The following is a 15275-nucleotide window of genomic DNA, read 5'->3' on the forward strand; positions in this document are numbered from 1 at the left end:
ATACCATCGGCCATGACCTCCGCACGCCGCTGGGAAGTCGATGCGTTGCGCGGGCTGATGCTCGTTCTGATGACACTGACCCACCTGCCCACCCGCCTGACCAGCCCGCTCGGGCAACCCTTCGGCTTCGTTTCGGCCGCCGAAGGCTTCGTGCTGCTGTCGGGATTCATGGCCGGCCTGGTGTACGGGCGCACCGCCCGCGCCAAGGGACTGGAGGCGATGCGCCGTGCCTTCGCGCGCCGGGCCCTGCTGGTGTACGGCTGCCACGCGGCGACGCTGCTGTTCCTGTTCACCGTGATCGCCCTCATCGGCATCCGCGTCGATCAGCCGGCGGTGAAGAACCTCATGAGCTTTTACCTGCAGCACCCGGTGGACGGCCTGCTGGGCGGCCTGGCGCTGATCTACCAGCCGCCGCTGCTGGACATCCTGCCCATGTACGTGCTGTTCATGCTCGCGAGCCCCTGGGCGTTCTACCTGGCGCTGCGCTTCGGCTGGGTGCCCGTCATGGCCGGCAGCATCGCGCTGTGGCTGCTGGCGCAGTTCGGGCTGGCCGAGTGGCTCTACCACCTGGCGCAGTCGCGGGTGCCGCTGCCGGTGCCCTACGCCGAGACGGGCGCGTTCAATGCGTTTGCGTGGCAGCTCCTGTGGGTGCTGGGCCTGTGGATGGGGGCCTCCCGCAACGACCCCGCCGCGCCGCCCTTCGTCTTTCCGACCGGCGCGGTCGCGGTGGCCCTGCTGGTCGGGCTGGTCGGCCTGCTGTGGCGCCACTGGGTCGGCCAGGCGCCGTTCGGCGCCGACGTGGGCCGCAACCTGCTGTTCGACAAGTGGCAGCTGGCGCCGCTGCGCCTGCTGAATCTGCTCGCGCTGATGCTCCTGGTGATCCGCTTCGGCCCCACGCTCGCGCACCGGCTGCCCCGCATCCGGGCGCTCGAGACGCTGGGGGCCGCGTCGCTGCCGGTGTTCTGTGCCCACCTCGTGGTGGTGCTGCTGGTGCTGGCGTTCTTCGGCGCCGAGTTCCGGCGGCCGTGGATCTTCGATGCGCCGCTGTTGGCCGGCTGCCTGCTGAGCCTCTACGCGACCGGATGCCTGACGCTGTGGTGGGAGCGGCGCAGCGAACCGGCGGCCCCACCGCCGGATTCGCTCAGGGGTGCCGCGTGACCAGCACCGCCGACGGCGCGCGAGCGGACCGCTTCTGCCGCCTCGCCCGCCTGGCACCGCCCCAGCCGCCCAACCGGCCTCGACCGGAAATTGGCCATCGTCGCGAGAGGTGCACCCCGTCTTCAGGGTCGCTGGTGTGGCGGGGTTGTCGAGGGAAGAGCGGCAGCCGCCGTGGCCGCAGTGGCGGGCGCCGCAAGCGCGGTCATGGAGGCTGGTGTGGCTACCGTGGATGACCCGGACGGCGACGCCGTCGTCACGGCCGTGGCGATCTCGGCGGGCGTGGCGGGTGCAGGCGCCTCGGATGCGCCGGTCGCGGCCTCTGCTGCTGCGGCCGCCGTCGTCGGCGCGGCCGCGGTGAGGCTCGAGGCCGGTTGCAGGTAGCTCGCGATGACCGAGCGCCACAGCGCATAGCCGGCCGCGTTCAGGTGCAGGCGGTCCGCGCTGAAGAGTTCGGCGCGGGGCGCACCCTGCGCATCCAGCATCGGGCCGAAGATGTCGATGAAGCCCGTGTTCGGCACCCGGGCAGCCCACTCGGCCACCAGAGCGTTGGCTTCCCGTGCGAGCGGCAGCAGGTGCGCGCGGGCCGGGCTGGGCTTGACGGCGATGAAGTCGATGCGGGCGTCCGGCAGTTCGGCGCGGACGGATTCGACGAAAGCCGCGAAGCTGTCGCGCACCTCGTGCGGCGTGCGGCCCTCGGCGAGGTCGTTGTCGCCTGCGTAGACCAGCACCTGGCGCGGCCTGTACGGAAGCACCAGCTGCCGCGCCAGCGCGTGGCAGTCGGCCATGGTGGATCCGCCGAAGCCGCGGTTGATCACCACCGGCGCGGCGCTGAAGTCCTGCTGCAGGCTGCTCCACAGGCGAATCGAGGAGCTCCCGAGGAACAGCACGCCGCCCGGTGGCGGGCGGCTCGCCCGGTCCGCCAGATCGAAGGCGGCTAGGTCGGCGCCCCAGCGGCCGCCCGGCCGTGCCGGCTCGGCGACGGCCACGGCGGCGGCAAAAAGGCCCAAGGCGAGGAACACTGCCGCGCCTGCGGCGGTCGCCAGAGGAAGTCGGGGGCGCACTGGCATGGGGTTACATGAATCGGTGTGGGCTTGTGCAGCGTGCATTCTGCTGCGTCCGCCGTGATGCGCAAGGCGAAGCGCCGCGAACAGGCTTCAGCCGCGCGGGGAAATGTGGCAGCCCCGCGGCACCGGCTCGTGCCGGGCAAGCGGCCTGCGGGAGCGCGCCGCCCGGGCGGCGCGCTCGAGCGGAGCCGCCGAACGCGCGCCACGGACGCGTGGCATGGACGCATCGGCGGTGACCCCGCATGCCCCCATGCAAAAGAGCCGCCCGAAGGCGGCTCTTTTGGCGGATGACTGTGCAGGAGGGAGCACCGCACACCAGACCTCGCGGCCTGCAGTGCGTGACGCGTTCCCTCCCTGCCCGGCTTACTTCTTGTCGCCGCCCGGCACCTTGCCTTCCACGCCCTGCACGTAGAAATTGACTCCGCCCAGGAACTTGTCGTCTGCGACCTGGTCCTTGGCGAGCACTTCCTTGCCCTCCTGGTTCTTGATCGGGCCCTTCCAGATCGCGAAGCTGCCGTCCTTGAGGCCGGCCCTGATCTCGTCGATGCGCTTCTTGGTCTCGGCCGGCACGTCCTCGGCGACGGAGACCATATCGATCGCGCCTTCCTTCACGCCCCACCAGCTGCCGGTGTTGCCCTTCCATGTGCCGTCCAGCGCCTCGCGCACGGCCTTGGTGTAGTACGGCGTCCAGTTGATGATGGCCGAGCCCAGGTGGGCCTTGGGGCCGTAGGCGGTCATGTCGCTGTCCCAGCCGAAGGCGCGCTTGCCCATCTTCTCGGCCGTCTGCAGCACGGCCGACGAGTCGGTGTTCTGCATCAGCACGTCGGCGCCGCCGTTGATCAGGGCCGTGGCGGCCTCGGTTTCCTTTGGCGGATTGAACCAGTCGCCCACCCACACCACGCGCGTCTTGATCTTCGGGTTCACCGACTGCGCGCCCATCGTGAAGCTGTTGATGTTGCGGATCACCTCGGGGATGGGGATGGAGCCGACCACGCCCAGCGTGTTGGTCTTGGTCATGGAGCCGGCGATCACGCCGGCCATGTAGGCGCCTTCGTAGGTGCGGCTGTCGTAGGTGCGCAGGTTGTCGGCGGTCTTGTAGCCGGTGGCGTGCTCGAACTTGATGTCCTTGTGGTCGGCCGCGACCTTGAGCATGGGCTCCATGTAGCCGAAGGTGGTGCCGAAGATCAGCTGGTTGCCCTGCGAGGCCATGTCGCGGAAGACCCGCTCGGCGTCCGCGGACTCGGGCACCTTCTCGACGAAGCTGGTGACGATCTTGTCGCCGAACTCTTTCTCGATGGCCTTGCGCGCGTTGTCGTGCGCGAAGGTCCAGCCGCCGTCGCCGACCGGGCCCACATACGCGAACGCCACCTTCAGCGGCTCGGTCTTGGGCGCCGGGGCCGCGGCGGGCGCGGCGGCCGGGGCTGCGGCCGTCGGCGCGGCGGCTTCTTCCCGCTGGCCGCAGGCCACGAGGGCCGTGGCCGCCAGCGCGGACAGAGCCGCCGTCTGCAGAAGGGAACGTTTCGTCAGGTCGGTCATGGAGTCCTCTGAGTGGATGGGGGAATGCGGTACAGCCCGAAATTATGAGCCGGGATGGAAGGGCTTGCCCAAGGATGCGGGCATGTTCACCCGGATCCACGTGGGATTGCGCGACATCAGCGCCAGCACCACGATGGTGGCCAGGTACGGCAGCATGGTGAGGAATTCGGAGGGCACGTCCACGCCCCGTCCCTGCAGGTGGAACTGCAGCATGGTCACGCCCCCGAACAGGTAGGCGCCGAGCAGCACCCGCGCCGGCCGCCAGGTGGCGAAGGTGGTCAGGGCCAGCGCGATCCAGCCCTTGCCGGCCACCATGCCCTCGACCCACAGGGGCGTGTAGATGACCGACAGGTAGGCGCCCGAAAGGCCGCACAGCGCGCCACCTGCGACCACCGCCGCCAGTCGGATGCGCCGCACCGAATAGCCCAGGGCATGGGACGAGTCCGGCGACTCACCCACCGAGCGCAGCACCAGGCCGGCGCGCGAGCGGTAGAGGAACCAGATGAGACCGACCGTGAACGCGATGGTGAGATAGACCATGGGGTGCTGGCGAAACAGCGCCGGGCCGATGAGCGGCACGTCGCCGAGCACGGGGATCGCGAAGCGCGGCCGCTCCGGCAGCTTTTCCTGCACGTAGGAGATGCCGGCGAAGGCCGAGAAGCCGGCGCCGAAAAGGCTGAGCGCCAGCCCGGTGGCGTACTGGTTGGTGTTGAGCCAGATGACCAGCCAGCCGAAGACGGCCGCCAGCGCGGCGCCGGCGGCCGCACCCGCGACGAAGCCGGCAACGTCGCTGCCGGTGTGCACGACGGCGGCGAAGCCGGCGATGGCGGCGCACAGCATCATCCCCTCGGCGCCCAGGTTGACGATTCCGGCCTTCTCGTTGATCAACAGCCCCAGCGAGGCGATGGCCAGCACGGTGCCGGCGTTGAGCGTGGCGGCCAGCAGCAGTGCGTAGGCGTCCATCACGCGGCTCCCTGGGTGGTGGTGGCGGTGCCGGCGGGCGCGGCGGCCCGGCTCCCGGTGCGGCGGATGCGCCAGGCCAGCAGCGTGTCGCAGGCGAGCAGCGTGAACAGCAGCAGCCCCTGGAAGACGCCGGTGATCGACTTGGGCAGGCCGAGCCGCGACTGCGCGAGCTCGCCGCCGATATAGAACATGCTCATGAGGATGGCCGAGAACACCATGCCCACGGGGTGCAGCCGCCCGACGAAGGCCACGATGATGGCGGCGAAGCCGTAGCCGGCCGGCACATAGGGCGTGAGCTGCCCGATCGGCCCCGCAACCTCGAGCGCGCCCGCCAGGCCCGCCGCGCCGCCCGAGGCGAGCAGCGCCACCCACAGCGCCTTGCGCGACGAAAACCCGGCGTAGCGCGCCGCCGCCGGCGCGAGGCCGCCCACCTGCTGCGCGAAACCGGCGCGGGTACGAAAGAGGAACACCCACAACACCGCCACGCCCGCCAGCGCGATCAGCAGCCCGATGCTCGCGCGCGAGCCCTGCATCAACCGGGGGATCTGCGTCACCGCCTCGAAGGTGGCGGTCTGCGGGAAGTTGTATCCGCGCGGGTCTTTCCAGGGGCCGAACACCAGCCACACCAGCAGCTGCACCGCGACGTACACCAGCATCAGGCTGACCAGGATCTCGTTGGCGTTGAAGCGGTCACGCAGGAAGGCCGTGATGCCCGCCCAGAACATGCCCCCCGCAACACCGGCCAGCAGGATCGCCAGCACGATCCAGCGGCTGGTGTCCTTGCCCGCCAGCAGCGCGATGCCGCCGGCGCAGATGGCCCCGAGGATGAACTGCCCCTCGGCGCCGATGTTCCAGACGTTCGAGCGGAAGCACACAGCCAGCCCGAGCGCGATCAGCAGCAGCGGCGTGGCCTTGACCATCAGCTCGCCCAGGGCGTAGCGCGACTTGAGCGGCTCCCAGAAGAACAGCTGCAGCCCGCGCACCGGGTCCTTGTCGAGCGCGACGAACAGCAGCACGCCGATCAGCACGGTGATAGCCAGCGCCAGCAGCGGCGACGCGATGCTCCAGAAGGCCGAGGCCTGCGGCCGGGGTTCGAGCTTAAACACGGGCTGCCTCCCGCGCGGCTTCGTCGTGGGGGCGGTCCCACAGGCCGCTCATCCACTCCCCCACCAGCTCGACGGTGGCCTGCTCGCGCGCCACGGCGGGCGAGAGTCTTCCTTTGGCAATGACGTGCAATCGATCGCTCACTTCGAAGAGTTCTTCCAGTTCCTCGCTGACCACCAGCACCGCGCAACCGGCGTCGCGCAGCCGCAGGATCTCGCCGCGGATCTGGGCCGCGGCGCCGACATCGACGCCCCAGGTGGGCTGCGAGATCACCAGCAGCCGCGGCCGGGCGTCGATCTCGCGCCCGACGATGAACTTCTGCAGGTTGCCGCCCGAGAGCGAACGCGCGAGGGCGTCGGGGCCGCCGGCACGGACATTGAACTGCTCGATGATGCCGCGCGCCTGCCGCTGCAGGGCCCCCATGCGGATCCAGCCGCCCGCGCCCACCGCCTCGCGGCGCGTGAGCATGAGGTTGTGCGCGAGGCTCATCGCGGGCACGGCGCCACGGCCCAGGCGCTCCTCCGGCACGAAGTGCAGGCCCAGCGCGCGGCGCCTGCCCGGGCCCAGCCGCCCTGCCGGCTGGCCGGTGATCTGCACCATCGCGGGATCGGCCCGGGTGTCCTCGCCCGAAATCGCGTAGAGCAGCTCACGCTGGCCGTTGCCGGATACGCCGGCGATGCCCACCACTTCGCCGGCGCGCACCTCCAGGTCGATGCCCTCGAGGTCGGCGCCGAAGGGCGTCTCGCGCGCAAGGCGCAGCCCCTGCACGCGCAGCACGGTCTCGCCGGGCGTTCGCGCGCGGTGCTCGAGCTCGGGCGGCTCGGCGCCGATCATCATGCGGCTCAGCGATGCGTTGGTCTCCTCGCGCGGGTCGCACTCGCCCGTCACGCGGCCGCCGCGCAGCACGGTGCAGGCGGTGCACAGCTCGCGGATCTCGTGCAGCTTGTGGCTGATGTAGAGGATGCTGCAGCCCTGCGAGGCGAGCTGGCGCAGCACCACGAACAGCCGCTCGACCGCCTGCGGCGTCAGCACCGAGGTCGGCTCGTCGAGGATCAGCAGCTTCGGGTCGGTGAGCAGCGCGCGAATGATCTCGACGCGCTGCATCTGGCCCACCGAGAGCGTGTGCACGGGCCGCCTGGGATCGAGGTCGAGCCCGTACTCGCTGGCCTTGGCCTCGATGCGGCGAGTGACTTCGGCGAGCGACAGGTGCTTGTCCAGTCCCAGCCAGACGTTCTCGGCGACGGTGAGCGTGTCGAACAGGCTGAAGTGCTGGAACACCATGCTGATGCCCAGCGCCCGCGCCTCCTGCGGGTTGCGGATATGCACCGGCTGGCCGTTCCACAGCACCTGGCCTTCGTCGGGCTTGACGCTGCCGTAGATGATCTTCATCAGCGTCGATTTGCCCGCGCCGTTCTCGCCCAGCACCGCATGGATCTGGCCCGGCGCGACGCGCAGCGACACGCGATCGTTGGCCACCACGGCGGGGTAGCGCTTGGTGATGTCGGCCAGTTGCAGCCGTGAGGTGGTGGTCATGGTTCGTGGTCCAGGGCCGTGGCCGCCTGCCGGATCCGCTCGCGCAGCCAGCGCGCCGCGGCCGAGGCATGGCTGCGCTCGTGCCACAGCTGGTAGTACGTGAGCGGCGGAAAGGGCTGCGGGCAGGGCAGGATTGTCACCGGCAGCACGCCGGTGAAACGCTCGCAGTACTTGCGCCCCGTCGTGAGCACCAGCAGGCTGCGGGCCACCATGTCGGGGATCAGCCCGAAGTGCGGGCAGCGCGCCGTGACGTTGCGCACCAGGCCCAGGCGCCCCAGGTGCTCGTCGATGACGCCGCGCGCGCCGGGGTGCGTGGGGGTGGGGGCGATGTGCTCACCCGCGAGCCAGTCCTCCACGGTCCAGGGGCGGCGCACCGCCGGATGGTCGCGCGCCACCAGGCAGACCACCTCGTCCTGCAGCAGCTCGCCGCGGTGCAGGGCCCCCGGCGGCTCCAGCCAGTTGCCCACCACCACATCGACCAGCCCCTGCGCGAGCTGGGCGTGGCAGTCGGCCTGCTCGGACAAGGGCTCGATCTCGATGCGTGCGCCCGGCGCCTGCGACTTCACGCGCTGCACCAGCATCGGCAGAAAGCGCGGATCCATGAAGTCGCTGGCGGCGATGCGGAAGGTGTGGCCGCTGGTGGCCGGCTCGAACGCGCGGGCGTCGGAGAACAGCACCTCGGCGGCACGCAAAATGCTGGCACTGGGACCGATCATGCGCAATCCGGCATCCGTGGGCACCATCGCCGAGCCCGAACGCACCAGAAGGGGGTCGCCCGCGGCCTCGCGCAGGCGCTTGAGCGCGGCCGAGACGGCCGGCTGGTACATGCCGAGCCGAAGCGCGGCGCGCGATACGCTTCGTTCGGTCAGCACGGTATGCAGGATCCTGATCAGGTGGAGATCGATCTTGTCGAACAGCGCGGGTTCTCTCATACCTGGGTTCGCATGGATGTCATACGGCGGCGCCTATGCGGCGGCCGCCCCCGCTCTTCTAATCTTGAAACTCGCGCGCGAAAGCCGCCGCAACGTCACCTACTGAACTGCCAATGGAAGCCAAGACCCTCCGATTCATCCGCCGGGGCGAGCTCGTATCGCTCGGCAATGTACCACCCGACCGTACGCTGCTCGACCTCCTGCGCGAGGACCTGGGCGCCTGCGGCACCAAGGAAGGCTGCGGCGAAGGCGACTGCGGTGCCTGCACCGTGGTGCTGGCCGAACCCGAGGGCGATGCCCTGCGCTTTCGGGCCATCAACAGCTGCATCCGCCTGGCCCACTCGATCGACGGCATGGCCCTGTGGACGGTGGAGGACCTCGCGGCCGACGACGGCGCCCTGCACCCCGCGCAGGAGGCGATGGTGCAGTGCCACGGCTCGCAATGCGGCTTCTGCACCCCCGGCTTCGTGATGAGCCTGTTCGGCATGTACCAGAACCACGTCTGCCGGGGCAAGGCCGTGAGCCGCGAGCTCGCGCAGGCCGAGCTGTCGGGCAACCTCTGCCGATGCACCGGCTACCGGCCCATCCTCGAGGCGGCGACACAAATGGCCGAGCTTCCGCGCGTGGCGGTGGACGAGCCGGGCTTGCTGGCGCAGCTGCGCGCCCTCGTGCCCGGCAGCGGCGGTGCCACCGGCAGCGCGTACCTCGCCCCCACCAGCCTGTCAGAGCTGCTCAGCCTGCGCGCTGCCCACCCCGAAGCCCAGCTGGTGGCCGGCTGCACCGACGTCGGGCTCTGGGTGACCAAGCTGCACCGCCACTACCCGCAGGTGCTGGACGTGACCCGTGTGGCCGAGATGCGGCGCATCGAACCGTGGGCGCCGCCGGGCGACGCATCCGCTGCGGAGGCGGGCCTGTCCATCGGCGCCTCGGCGCCCCTCACCGACGCCTTCGCCGCGCTGGTGGCGCAGCGGCCGCAGCTCAAGAATTTCGCCGAGCGTTTTGCCGGACTGCCGGTGCGCAATTCCGGCACGCTCGGCGGCAACGTCGCCAACGGCTCGCCCATCGGCGACTCGATGCCGCTGCTGATCGCGCTCGGCGCCCGCGTGGTGCTGGCCAGCGTGCGCGGTGAGCGCGCGCTGCCGCTCGAGGACTTCTACACGGGCTACCGCAAGAGCGTGCTGGCCGCCGACGAGGTGCTCGCGCGCATCGAGGTGCCGGGGCCGGCACCCGGCGAGTTCCTTCGGGCCTACAAGATCTCCAAGCGCTACGACGACGACATCTCGGCGGTGTGCCTGGTGGTGAACCTGCAGCTCGCCGAGGACAGGGTGGTCGCGGCGCGCATCGGCGCCGGAGGCGTGGCCGCCACGCCGGCGCGTGCCCGCCAGACCGAGGCGCTGCTCGCCGGCCAGCCCTGGAGCGAAGAAGCCGCTGCCGCGGCCGCCGAGAGCCTGCGCGCCGAGTTCGCGCCCATCAGCGACATGCGCGCCTCGGCGGCCTACCGCCGAGAGGTGCTGGGCAACCTCGTCCGGCGCCTGTGGCTGGAAAGCCAGGGCATGAGCCACATCAACCTGGAAAGCTTCCGGCTCGAGGAGGTCGCGGCATGAACGCCCGAGAAAAGGATTTCCCCGCATCCGCGGGCGGTGGCCCCGGCGGCGCGGCGGACGCCGGCGAACGCAACCTGGCCCCCGGCACGATCTCGCCGCACGCGCAGCCCGCCTCGGACGCGCCGGCGACCGGCAGCTCGCGCTTCCACGAAAGCGCCCGCGCGCAGGTGGCGGGACGCGCTGCCTACATCGACGACCTGCCCGAGCTCAAGGGCACGCTGCACGCCGCACCCATCCTGTCGCCGGTGGCGCACGGCCGGCTGCGCGGCATCGATGCGCAATCCGCGCTGGCGCTGCCCGGCGTGCGCGGCGTGGTGCTGGCCGGTGACATCCCGGGCGATCCGGTGCTCGCGACCTTCGTGCACGACGAACCCATCTTCGCGCGCGACACCGTGCAGCATGCGGGCCAGGTGATCGGCCTGGTGGTCGCCGACAGCGCGATGCAGGCGCGCCGCGCCGCACGCCTGGTGCGCGCGGACATCGAAGCGCTGCCGGCCGTGCTGGACGTGCGCACCGCCCACGCGGCGCAAAGCTACGTGCTGCCGCCCGTCACCGTGCGCCGGGGCGAGCCCGAGCAGGCGCTCGCCGACTCGAAGCACCGCCTCGAAGGCCGGCTCGAGGTCGGCGGCCAGGAGCACTTCTACCTGGAAGGCCAGATCGCCTATGCCATCCCGCGCGAGCAGGGGCAATGGCACATCCACTCCAGCACCCAGCACCCCGGCGAGGTGCAGCACTGGGTGGCGCACGCGCTCGGCCTGGAGAACAACGCCGTCACCGTGGAATGCCGGCGCATGGGCGGCGGCTTCGGCGGCAAGGAGACCCAGGCCGGCCACATGGCGGTGTGGGCGGCGCTCGCCGCGCGCAAGCTGGGCCGTCCGGTCAAGCTGCGAATGGACCGCGACGACGACTTCATGGTCACGGGAAAGCGCCATCCCTTCGCCTACGACTGGCAGGTGGGCTTCGACGACACCGGCCGCATCACCGCGCTCAAGCTCACCATGCTGGCCAACTGCGGCTTCTCCGCCGACCTGTCGGGGCCCGTCGCCGACCGCGCCATCTTCCACAGCGACAACGCCTACTTCCTCTCGGACGTGGAGATCGCCTCCTTCCGCTGCAAGACCAACACCCAGAGCCACACGGCCTTCCGCGGCTTCGGCGGGCCGCAGGGGGTGATCGCCATCGAGGCGATCCTGGGAGACGTCGCACGGCACCTGGGCATGGACCCGCTGGCCGTGCGCATGCGCAACCTCTACGGCATCGAGGAGCGGCACACCACGCACTACCAGATGCGGGTGGAAGACAACATCCTGGAGCCGCTGATCTCGCGGCTCGCGCAGACCTCGCGCTACGGGGAGCGGCGCGCGCACATCGCCCGGTGGAACGCGGCCAACCCGGTCATCAAGCGCGGCATCGCCATCACGCCGGTGAAGTTCGGCATCAGCTTCACCGCCACCTTCTTCAACCAGGCCGGCGCGCTGGTGCATGTGTTCACCGACGGCAGCGTGCAGCTCAATCACGGCGGCACCGAAATGGGCCAGGGCCTGCACACCAAGATCATGCAGATCGTGGCCGACGAGCTCGGCGTGCCCTTCGAGCGCGTGCGCATCACCGCCACCGAAACCGGCAAGGTCCCCAACGCGTCGGCCACGGCTGCGTCCAGCGGCACCGACCTCAACGGACGCGCGGCGCAGTTCGCCGCGCGCAACATCCGGGACAACCTGGCAGCCTTCGTCTCGGGGCTGGACGGCTGCGGCGCCGGCGCGGTGCGCTTTCGCGGCGGGCAGGTGATGTCGCCCACCGCCACGCGCAGCTTCGACGAAGTGGTCAAGCTCGCCTACGCGAACCGCATCCAGCTCTGGAGCGACGGCTTCTACCGCACGCCCAAGATCCACTACGACAAGGTGACCCTCACCGGCCGGCCGTTCTACTACTTCAGCTATGGCGCGGCCTGCAGCGAAGTGGCCATCGACACCCTCACCGGCGAGACGCGCGTGCTCGCCGTGGACATCCTGCACGACGTGGGAACGAGCATCAATCCGGCCATCGACATCGGCCAGATCGAAGGCGGCTTTGTGCAGGGCATGGGCTGGCTCACCTGCGAGCAGCTGGTCTGGAACGACCAGGGCGTGCTCGCCACCCACGCCCCCAGCACCTACAAGATCCCGGCCACCGGCGACGTTCCCGCCCACCTGAAGGTGGACCTCTGGCCCGAGCGCAATCCCGAGGACAACGTGGGCGGCAGCAAGGCCGTGGGCGAGCCGCCGTTCATGCTGGCCACCAGCGTGTGGGAAGCCATCCGGGAGGCGATCGCATCCGCCGCCGGGCCGGAGCAGGCATCGCGCCTGGTCGCACCGGCGACGCCGGAGAACGTGCTGCGGGCGCTGGGAGGCGGCTGAGCGGATGGGCTGCTCTACTCGGTAAGCAGTTGGCTTTGCAGAGAACCCTTTATCGGTGCCACGCACGAGCCGGCGTCGGCGCTATGGCGCCGCCTGCTGCGCCACTCAGACAGTGCGAGACAGTGCGCGCACGAGCGCCGACATGCGCAGGCGGTGCGTGCCTGCGCCTGCTGCATGCGTGCCAGAAAGACGGCGCAGAAAAGATGAGAGCCGCCGTGTTCGTCGCGCGAGCGCGCGAGATCACGCCCCGCTCGGCCGCTCCGACACGCCCCCGGCCTGCGTGCGCCGGCTCGGCTGAAGGTGGCGGGCCACCGCCACTGCCCGGTCGCCGACCGCGGCGACGGCCTCGCGGACCTGCTTCTCGCTCACGTTGAAATGCCGCGCCCAGGCGCATACGGCGTAGTCATGACTGGTGTCGATGCGGTCGCTCTCGCGTACCGCCGGTCGGTCATTCTTCATTCTTCCGGCCTCCCTGGCGCGTGCTCGCTTGTGATGGCCAGGATGGTAGGCACGCAGGTGCGGCTGCCCTGTAGGACGCTGCTGTTGACGCACGCGCGTCAACGGGAGCACGAGAGGGCCGCCGCGCCGCACCGGGCGGCTCGAGCGTGGCGGTGTCGTACGGCCCCATGCTGGCTCGGCCTACAGTCGCGCCGCACGGCGCGCCCCTAGCATGCGGAACAGGTTCACTCGAAAAGCACCCACCACAATGATCACCACCATCCTCGGCACCATCATCGTCGGCTTCATCGTGGGCCTGATCGCGCGGGCCATCAAGCCGGGCGACGACCGCATGGGCCTGATCATGACCACGATCCTCGGCATCGCGGGCGCGGCGCTCGCGCGCTTCGTGGGCGCCGCCTTCGGGCTCTACGGACAGTACGAAGCGGCCGGCTGGGTGGCGTCGGTGCTGGGCGCGATCGTGCTGCTGCTGCTGGTGGGCGTGCTGCGCGGCAGCCGCACCCGCCGTCGCCCCTGACAACTCGCAAGCGTGATCGTCTACAGCCGACTGCTGGTCTGGGCCTGCGGGATGACGCTGGCGCCGCGCCTGATCGTCATCCACCCGCGCTACCGCAACGACGCCGGCCTGCTGGCGCACGAGCATGTGCATGTGGAGCAGATGCGCCGCGACGGGCTGCTGCGGTTCTGGTGGCGCTATGCCTGCAGCCGGCGCCATCGGCTGGCGTACGAGGTCGAGGCCTATCGGGTGTCCATCGCGCATGGCAGCACGCTGGCTGGCTGCGCCCGCACGCTGGCGACCGGCTACTGGCTGGGCATTGACGAGCGGCAGGCGCGTGAGGCGCTGCTCGCCGCGCCGGACCCGCACGCGCATTCAACCGGATGCGGCGCCGGGCACGCACCAGCAACGCCGATGGCGCGCGAGCCGCACTAGGTTCCCTCGCCTCCCACTGTTCACGGGTACCACGAGCCAGGCGCACCAGCATTCCTCCGCCCGAGGAACCATGACGAGATACGCTGACGGCGGCCTCGATCGCGGTCGCTGCTCACCCGGCTGGCGCCCTGCGCCCTGGCATCAAGCCCAGAGGCGGTGCGCCCGCTCCTCCAGCTGGTGTCGCCGCATCAGCAGCCGCGGAACGTCCGGGTGGAGCGGGTCGATTTCGCGCAGCGCCCACTTGTAGAAGGCGCAGGCCAGCGTGACGTGGAGCAGGTGAAGGATCTTCATGGTGGAGCCATGCTCGGCGCGTGGCCCAGCCGTGCGCGTGCGCGGCTGCCTCATGCGTATGTCAGCGGTTTGAAACACGGCGTGTCGGACGGTGACGACACGCGACAAACTGATAGCACGCAAGCTCGACAGGGCGCGGCGCTCAGAGCGCCAGCATCCAGGCGGCCATTTCGTCCGCCACCTGCTCCACCAGCTGCGGCTGGCCGGCGAGGTAGTGGTTGCCGCCGACCACATCGACATTGCGGATGCGGGTGCCGCCCGCCTCCATCCACGCCTCGCGCGTGCTGGGGAAGGTGGACTGGTCGGCGGTGTAGGTGAAAAGAAGCACCGGAACGCTGGTGCGTGCCAGATTGGACGGTCCGTCGGCCCGGCTGCGCGGCGACCACTGCGAGAGGTAGGCCGTGAGCGAGGTGATGCGTCCCATCTGGCTGGCGGCGTAGTTGACGGCCCGCGCCCCCGACGCGCCGTTGCCCCAGACGCTGCCGACCTGCCGGTCGTTGGCATCGAGGGACAGGTCGAGGCAGCGCGGGTCGGCGTGGGTGCGGTAGATGATGAAGGTCTGGTCGCGCGGGCTGCCGGGCTCCTTCAGCCCTCTCAGCAGGGCCAGGCGCTCGGTGACCCAGGCGTCGATGCGCCCGAGCCGCGCGTCCTGCGCCGCATCGAAGCGCGCCAGGAACTCGGCACTGTAGGGCGGGCCGTTGGCCGGGTCGTACATGTCGAGCGTGGGGTCGCGCGAAAGCGCATCGTGCTCGTCGGTCAGCGACGGGTCGATCCAGCGGCGCATCAGGCGCGAGCGGCCCTCGTGGGCGCCGCACAGGGCCAGGCCCTGCACCGGCGGCAGGTCGGAGCTCGCCAGGCCGGCGGGGTCGCCATCGACCAGGGTGTCGATGCTGAGGTTCTCGGCCTGCGCCTGGTAGAGCGAGGCCAGCGCGGCCCCGCCCGAGTTGCCGATCAGCACCACGGTGTCGTAGCCCTGCGCGCGCAGGAACTTGACGCCGGCCCCCAGGTCCTGGATGGCGCGTTCCATGAGGAGCATGGTGTCGTTGCCGGCGTAGCGGGTGTTCAGCCCCATGCAGGCGACGCCCCGTCGCGCCAGCGGCTCGATGAGGTAGTGCCCCATGAAGTTGCTGGTGGGGTGCATCACGATGGCGGCCACCTTCCGGGGGCCGGCGGGCTGCATCCAGGCGCCGTAGATGCGCGGGCGCAGCAGGGCCAGGCCCGACTGGCTTTCCATGGCGGCGCCGGGTTTGACGTCGATGACGGCGAGTTCGAGTTGCGGTGCGGACATGGGGCGCGAGTGTGCC

The 15275-nt window shown here is 70.6% G+C and carries 14 protein-coding genes; 5 read left to right on the forward strand and 9 right to left on the reverse strand.

Going from position 1 to position 15275, the window contains the following annotated elements; genetic code table 11:
* Positions 1–12 precede the first annotated feature (12 nt).
* Positions 13–1158, forward strand: a complete 1146-nt coding sequence (gene opgC / locus WG922_RS04650) for an OpgC domain-containing protein (protein ID WP_340281004.1) — start codon at positions 13–15, stop codon at positions 1156–1158.
* Positions 1159–1280: 122 nt separating this feature from the next.
* Here the strand turns inward: opgC and WG922_RS04655 are convergent, their stop codons facing one another.
* The 6 genes from WG922_RS04655 to WG922_RS04680 form a co-directional block, all read right to left on the reverse strand.
* Complete coding sequence (locus tag WG922_RS04655) at positions 1281–2225, reverse strand: SGNH/GDSL hydrolase family protein (protein ID WP_340281005.1); 945 nt, start codon at positions 2223–2225, stop codon at positions 1281–1283.
* Positions 2226–2585: 360 nt separating this feature from the next.
* A complete protein-coding gene (locus tag WG922_RS04660) occupies positions 2586–3758 on the reverse strand; it encodes a BMP family ABC transporter substrate-binding protein (RefSeq protein ID WP_340281007.1) in 1173 nt (390 codons plus the stop codon).
* Between the two features lie 42 nt (positions 3759–3800).
* The gene (locus tag WG922_RS04665) at positions 3801–4721 is read right to left on the reverse strand and encodes an ABC transporter permease (RefSeq protein WP_340281008.1); all 921 of its coding nucleotides are present in this window, start codon (positions 4719–4721) and stop codon (positions 3801–3803) included.
* Complete coding sequence (locus WG922_RS04670) at positions 4721–5827, reverse strand: ABC transporter permease (RefSeq protein WP_340281009.1); 1107 nt, start codon at positions 5825–5827, stop codon at positions 4721–4723. Before WG922_RS04670 ends, WG922_RS04665 begins: the two co-directional genes overlap by 1 nt.
* Positions 5820–7358, reverse strand: a complete 1539-nt coding sequence (locus tag WG922_RS04675; RefSeq protein WP_340281010.1) for an ABC transporter ATP-binding protein — start codon at positions 7356–7358, stop codon at positions 5820–5822. The genes WG922_RS04670 and WG922_RS04675 overlap by 8 nt, the downstream gene beginning before the upstream one ends.
* Positions 7355–8290: a LysR family transcriptional regulator gene (locus WG922_RS04680; protein WP_340281011.1), complete on the reverse strand. Its 936-nt coding sequence runs from the start codon at positions 8288–8290 to the stop codon at positions 7355–7357. Before WG922_RS04680 ends, WG922_RS04675 begins: the two co-directional genes overlap by 4 nt.
* Before the next feature lie 113 nt (positions 8291–8403).
* Between WG922_RS04680 and xdhA the strand changes: the two genes are divergently transcribed.
* On the forward strand, positions 8404–9894 hold the full coding sequence (gene xdhA, locus WG922_RS04685) for a xanthine dehydrogenase small subunit (protein WP_340281013.1): 1491 nt from the start codon (positions 8404–8406) through the stop codon (positions 9892–9894).
* On the forward strand, positions 9891–12290 hold the full coding sequence (gene xdhB, locus WG922_RS04690; RefSeq protein ID WP_340281015.1) for a xanthine dehydrogenase molybdopterin binding subunit: 2400 nt from the start codon (positions 9891–9893) through the stop codon (positions 12288–12290). Before xdhA ends, xdhB begins: the two co-directional genes overlap by 4 nt.
* A 240-nt stretch (positions 12291–12530) precedes the next feature.
* On the opposite strand, the gene WG922_RS04695 is transcribed toward xdhB, so the two are convergent.
* Complete coding sequence (locus WG922_RS04695) at positions 12531–12749, reverse strand: DUF3606 domain-containing protein (RefSeq protein WP_340281017.1); 219 nt, start codon at positions 12747–12749, stop codon at positions 12531–12533.
* A 247-nt stretch (positions 12750–12996) separates the two neighbouring features.
* Between WG922_RS04695 and WG922_RS04700 the strand changes: the two genes are divergently transcribed.
* A complete protein-coding gene (locus WG922_RS04700; RefSeq protein ID WP_445322789.1) occupies positions 12997–13266 on the forward strand; it encodes a GlsB/YeaQ/YmgE family stress response membrane protein in 270 nt (89 codons plus the stop codon).
* Positions 13267–13278: 12 nt separating this feature from the next.
* Positions 13279–13680, forward strand: coding sequence for a hypothetical protein (locus tag WG922_RS04705; RefSeq protein WP_340281019.1), 402 nt, complete (start codon positions 13279–13281; stop codon positions 13678–13680).
* Between the two features lie 141 nt (positions 13681–13821).
* On the opposite strand, the gene WG922_RS04710 is transcribed toward WG922_RS04705, so the two are convergent.
* Positions 13822–13971 (reverse strand): hypothetical protein, encoded by a 150-nt coding sequence (locus WG922_RS04710; RefSeq protein ID WP_340281021.1) that lies wholly within the window; start codon positions 13969–13971, stop codon positions 13822–13824.
* 142 nt (positions 13972–14113) lie between these two features.
* The gene (locus tag WG922_RS04715) at positions 14114–15259 is read right to left on the reverse strand and encodes an alpha/beta hydrolase (protein ID WP_340281022.1); all 1146 of its coding nucleotides are present in this window, start codon (positions 15257–15259) and stop codon (positions 14114–14116) included.
* Positions 15260–15275 lie beyond the last annotated feature (16 nt).

It is taken from the genome of Ramlibacter sp. AN1015 (assembly GCF_037726105.1).
In the GTDB taxonomy this organism is placed as follows: Bacteria; Pseudomonadota; Gammaproteobacteria; order Burkholderiales; family Burkholderiaceae_C; genus Ramlibacter.

What these genes read in the sequence shown, in the direction of transcription:
- WG922_RS04660 (WP_340281007.1), bottom strand. Translation starts at nt 3,758, where the DNA reads ATGACCGACCTGACGAAACGTTCCCTTCTGCAGACGGCGGCTCTGTCC.
- WG922_RS04700 (WP_445322789.1), top strand. Translation starts at nt 12,997, where the DNA reads ATGATCACCACCATCCTCGGCACCATCATCGTCGGCTTCATCGTGGGC.
- WG922_RS04695 (WP_340281017.1), bottom strand. Translation starts at nt 12,749, where the DNA reads ATGAAGAATGACCGACCGGCGGTACGCGAGAGCGACCGCATCGACACC.
- opgC (WP_340281004.1), top strand. Translation starts at nt 13, where the DNA reads ATGACCTCCGCACGCCGCTGGGAAGTCGATGCGTTGCGCGGGCTGATG.
- WG922_RS04665 (WP_340281008.1), bottom strand. Translation starts at nt 4,721, where the DNA reads ATGGACGCCTACGCACTGCTGCTGGCCGCCACGCTCAACGCCGGCACC.
- WG922_RS04675 (WP_340281010.1), bottom strand. Translation starts at nt 7,358, where the DNA reads ATGACCACCACCTCACGGCTGCAACTGGCCGACATCACCAAGCGCTAC.
- xdhA (WP_340281013.1), top strand. Translation starts at nt 8,404, where the DNA reads ATGGAAGCCAAGACCCTCCGATTCATCCGCCGGGGCGAGCTCGTATCG.
- xdhB (WP_340281015.1), top strand. Translation starts at nt 9,891, where the DNA reads ATGAACGCCCGAGAAAAGGATTTCCCCGCATCCGCGGGCGGTGGCCCC.
- WG922_RS04710 (WP_340281021.1), bottom strand. Translation starts at nt 13,971, where the DNA reads ATGAAGATCCTTCACCTGCTCCACGTCACGCTGGCCTGCGCCTTCTAC.
- WG922_RS04680 (WP_340281011.1), bottom strand. Translation starts at nt 8,290, where the DNA reads ATGAGAGAACCCGCGCTGTTCGACAAGATCGATCTCCACCTGATCAGG.
- WG922_RS04715 (WP_340281022.1), bottom strand. Translation starts at nt 15,259, where the DNA reads ATGTCCGCACCGCAACTCGAACTCGCCGTCATCGACGTCAAACCCGGC.
- WG922_RS04655 (WP_340281005.1), bottom strand. Translation starts at nt 2,225, where the DNA reads ATGCCAGTGCGCCCCCGACTTCCTCTGGCGACCGCCGCAGGCGCGGCA.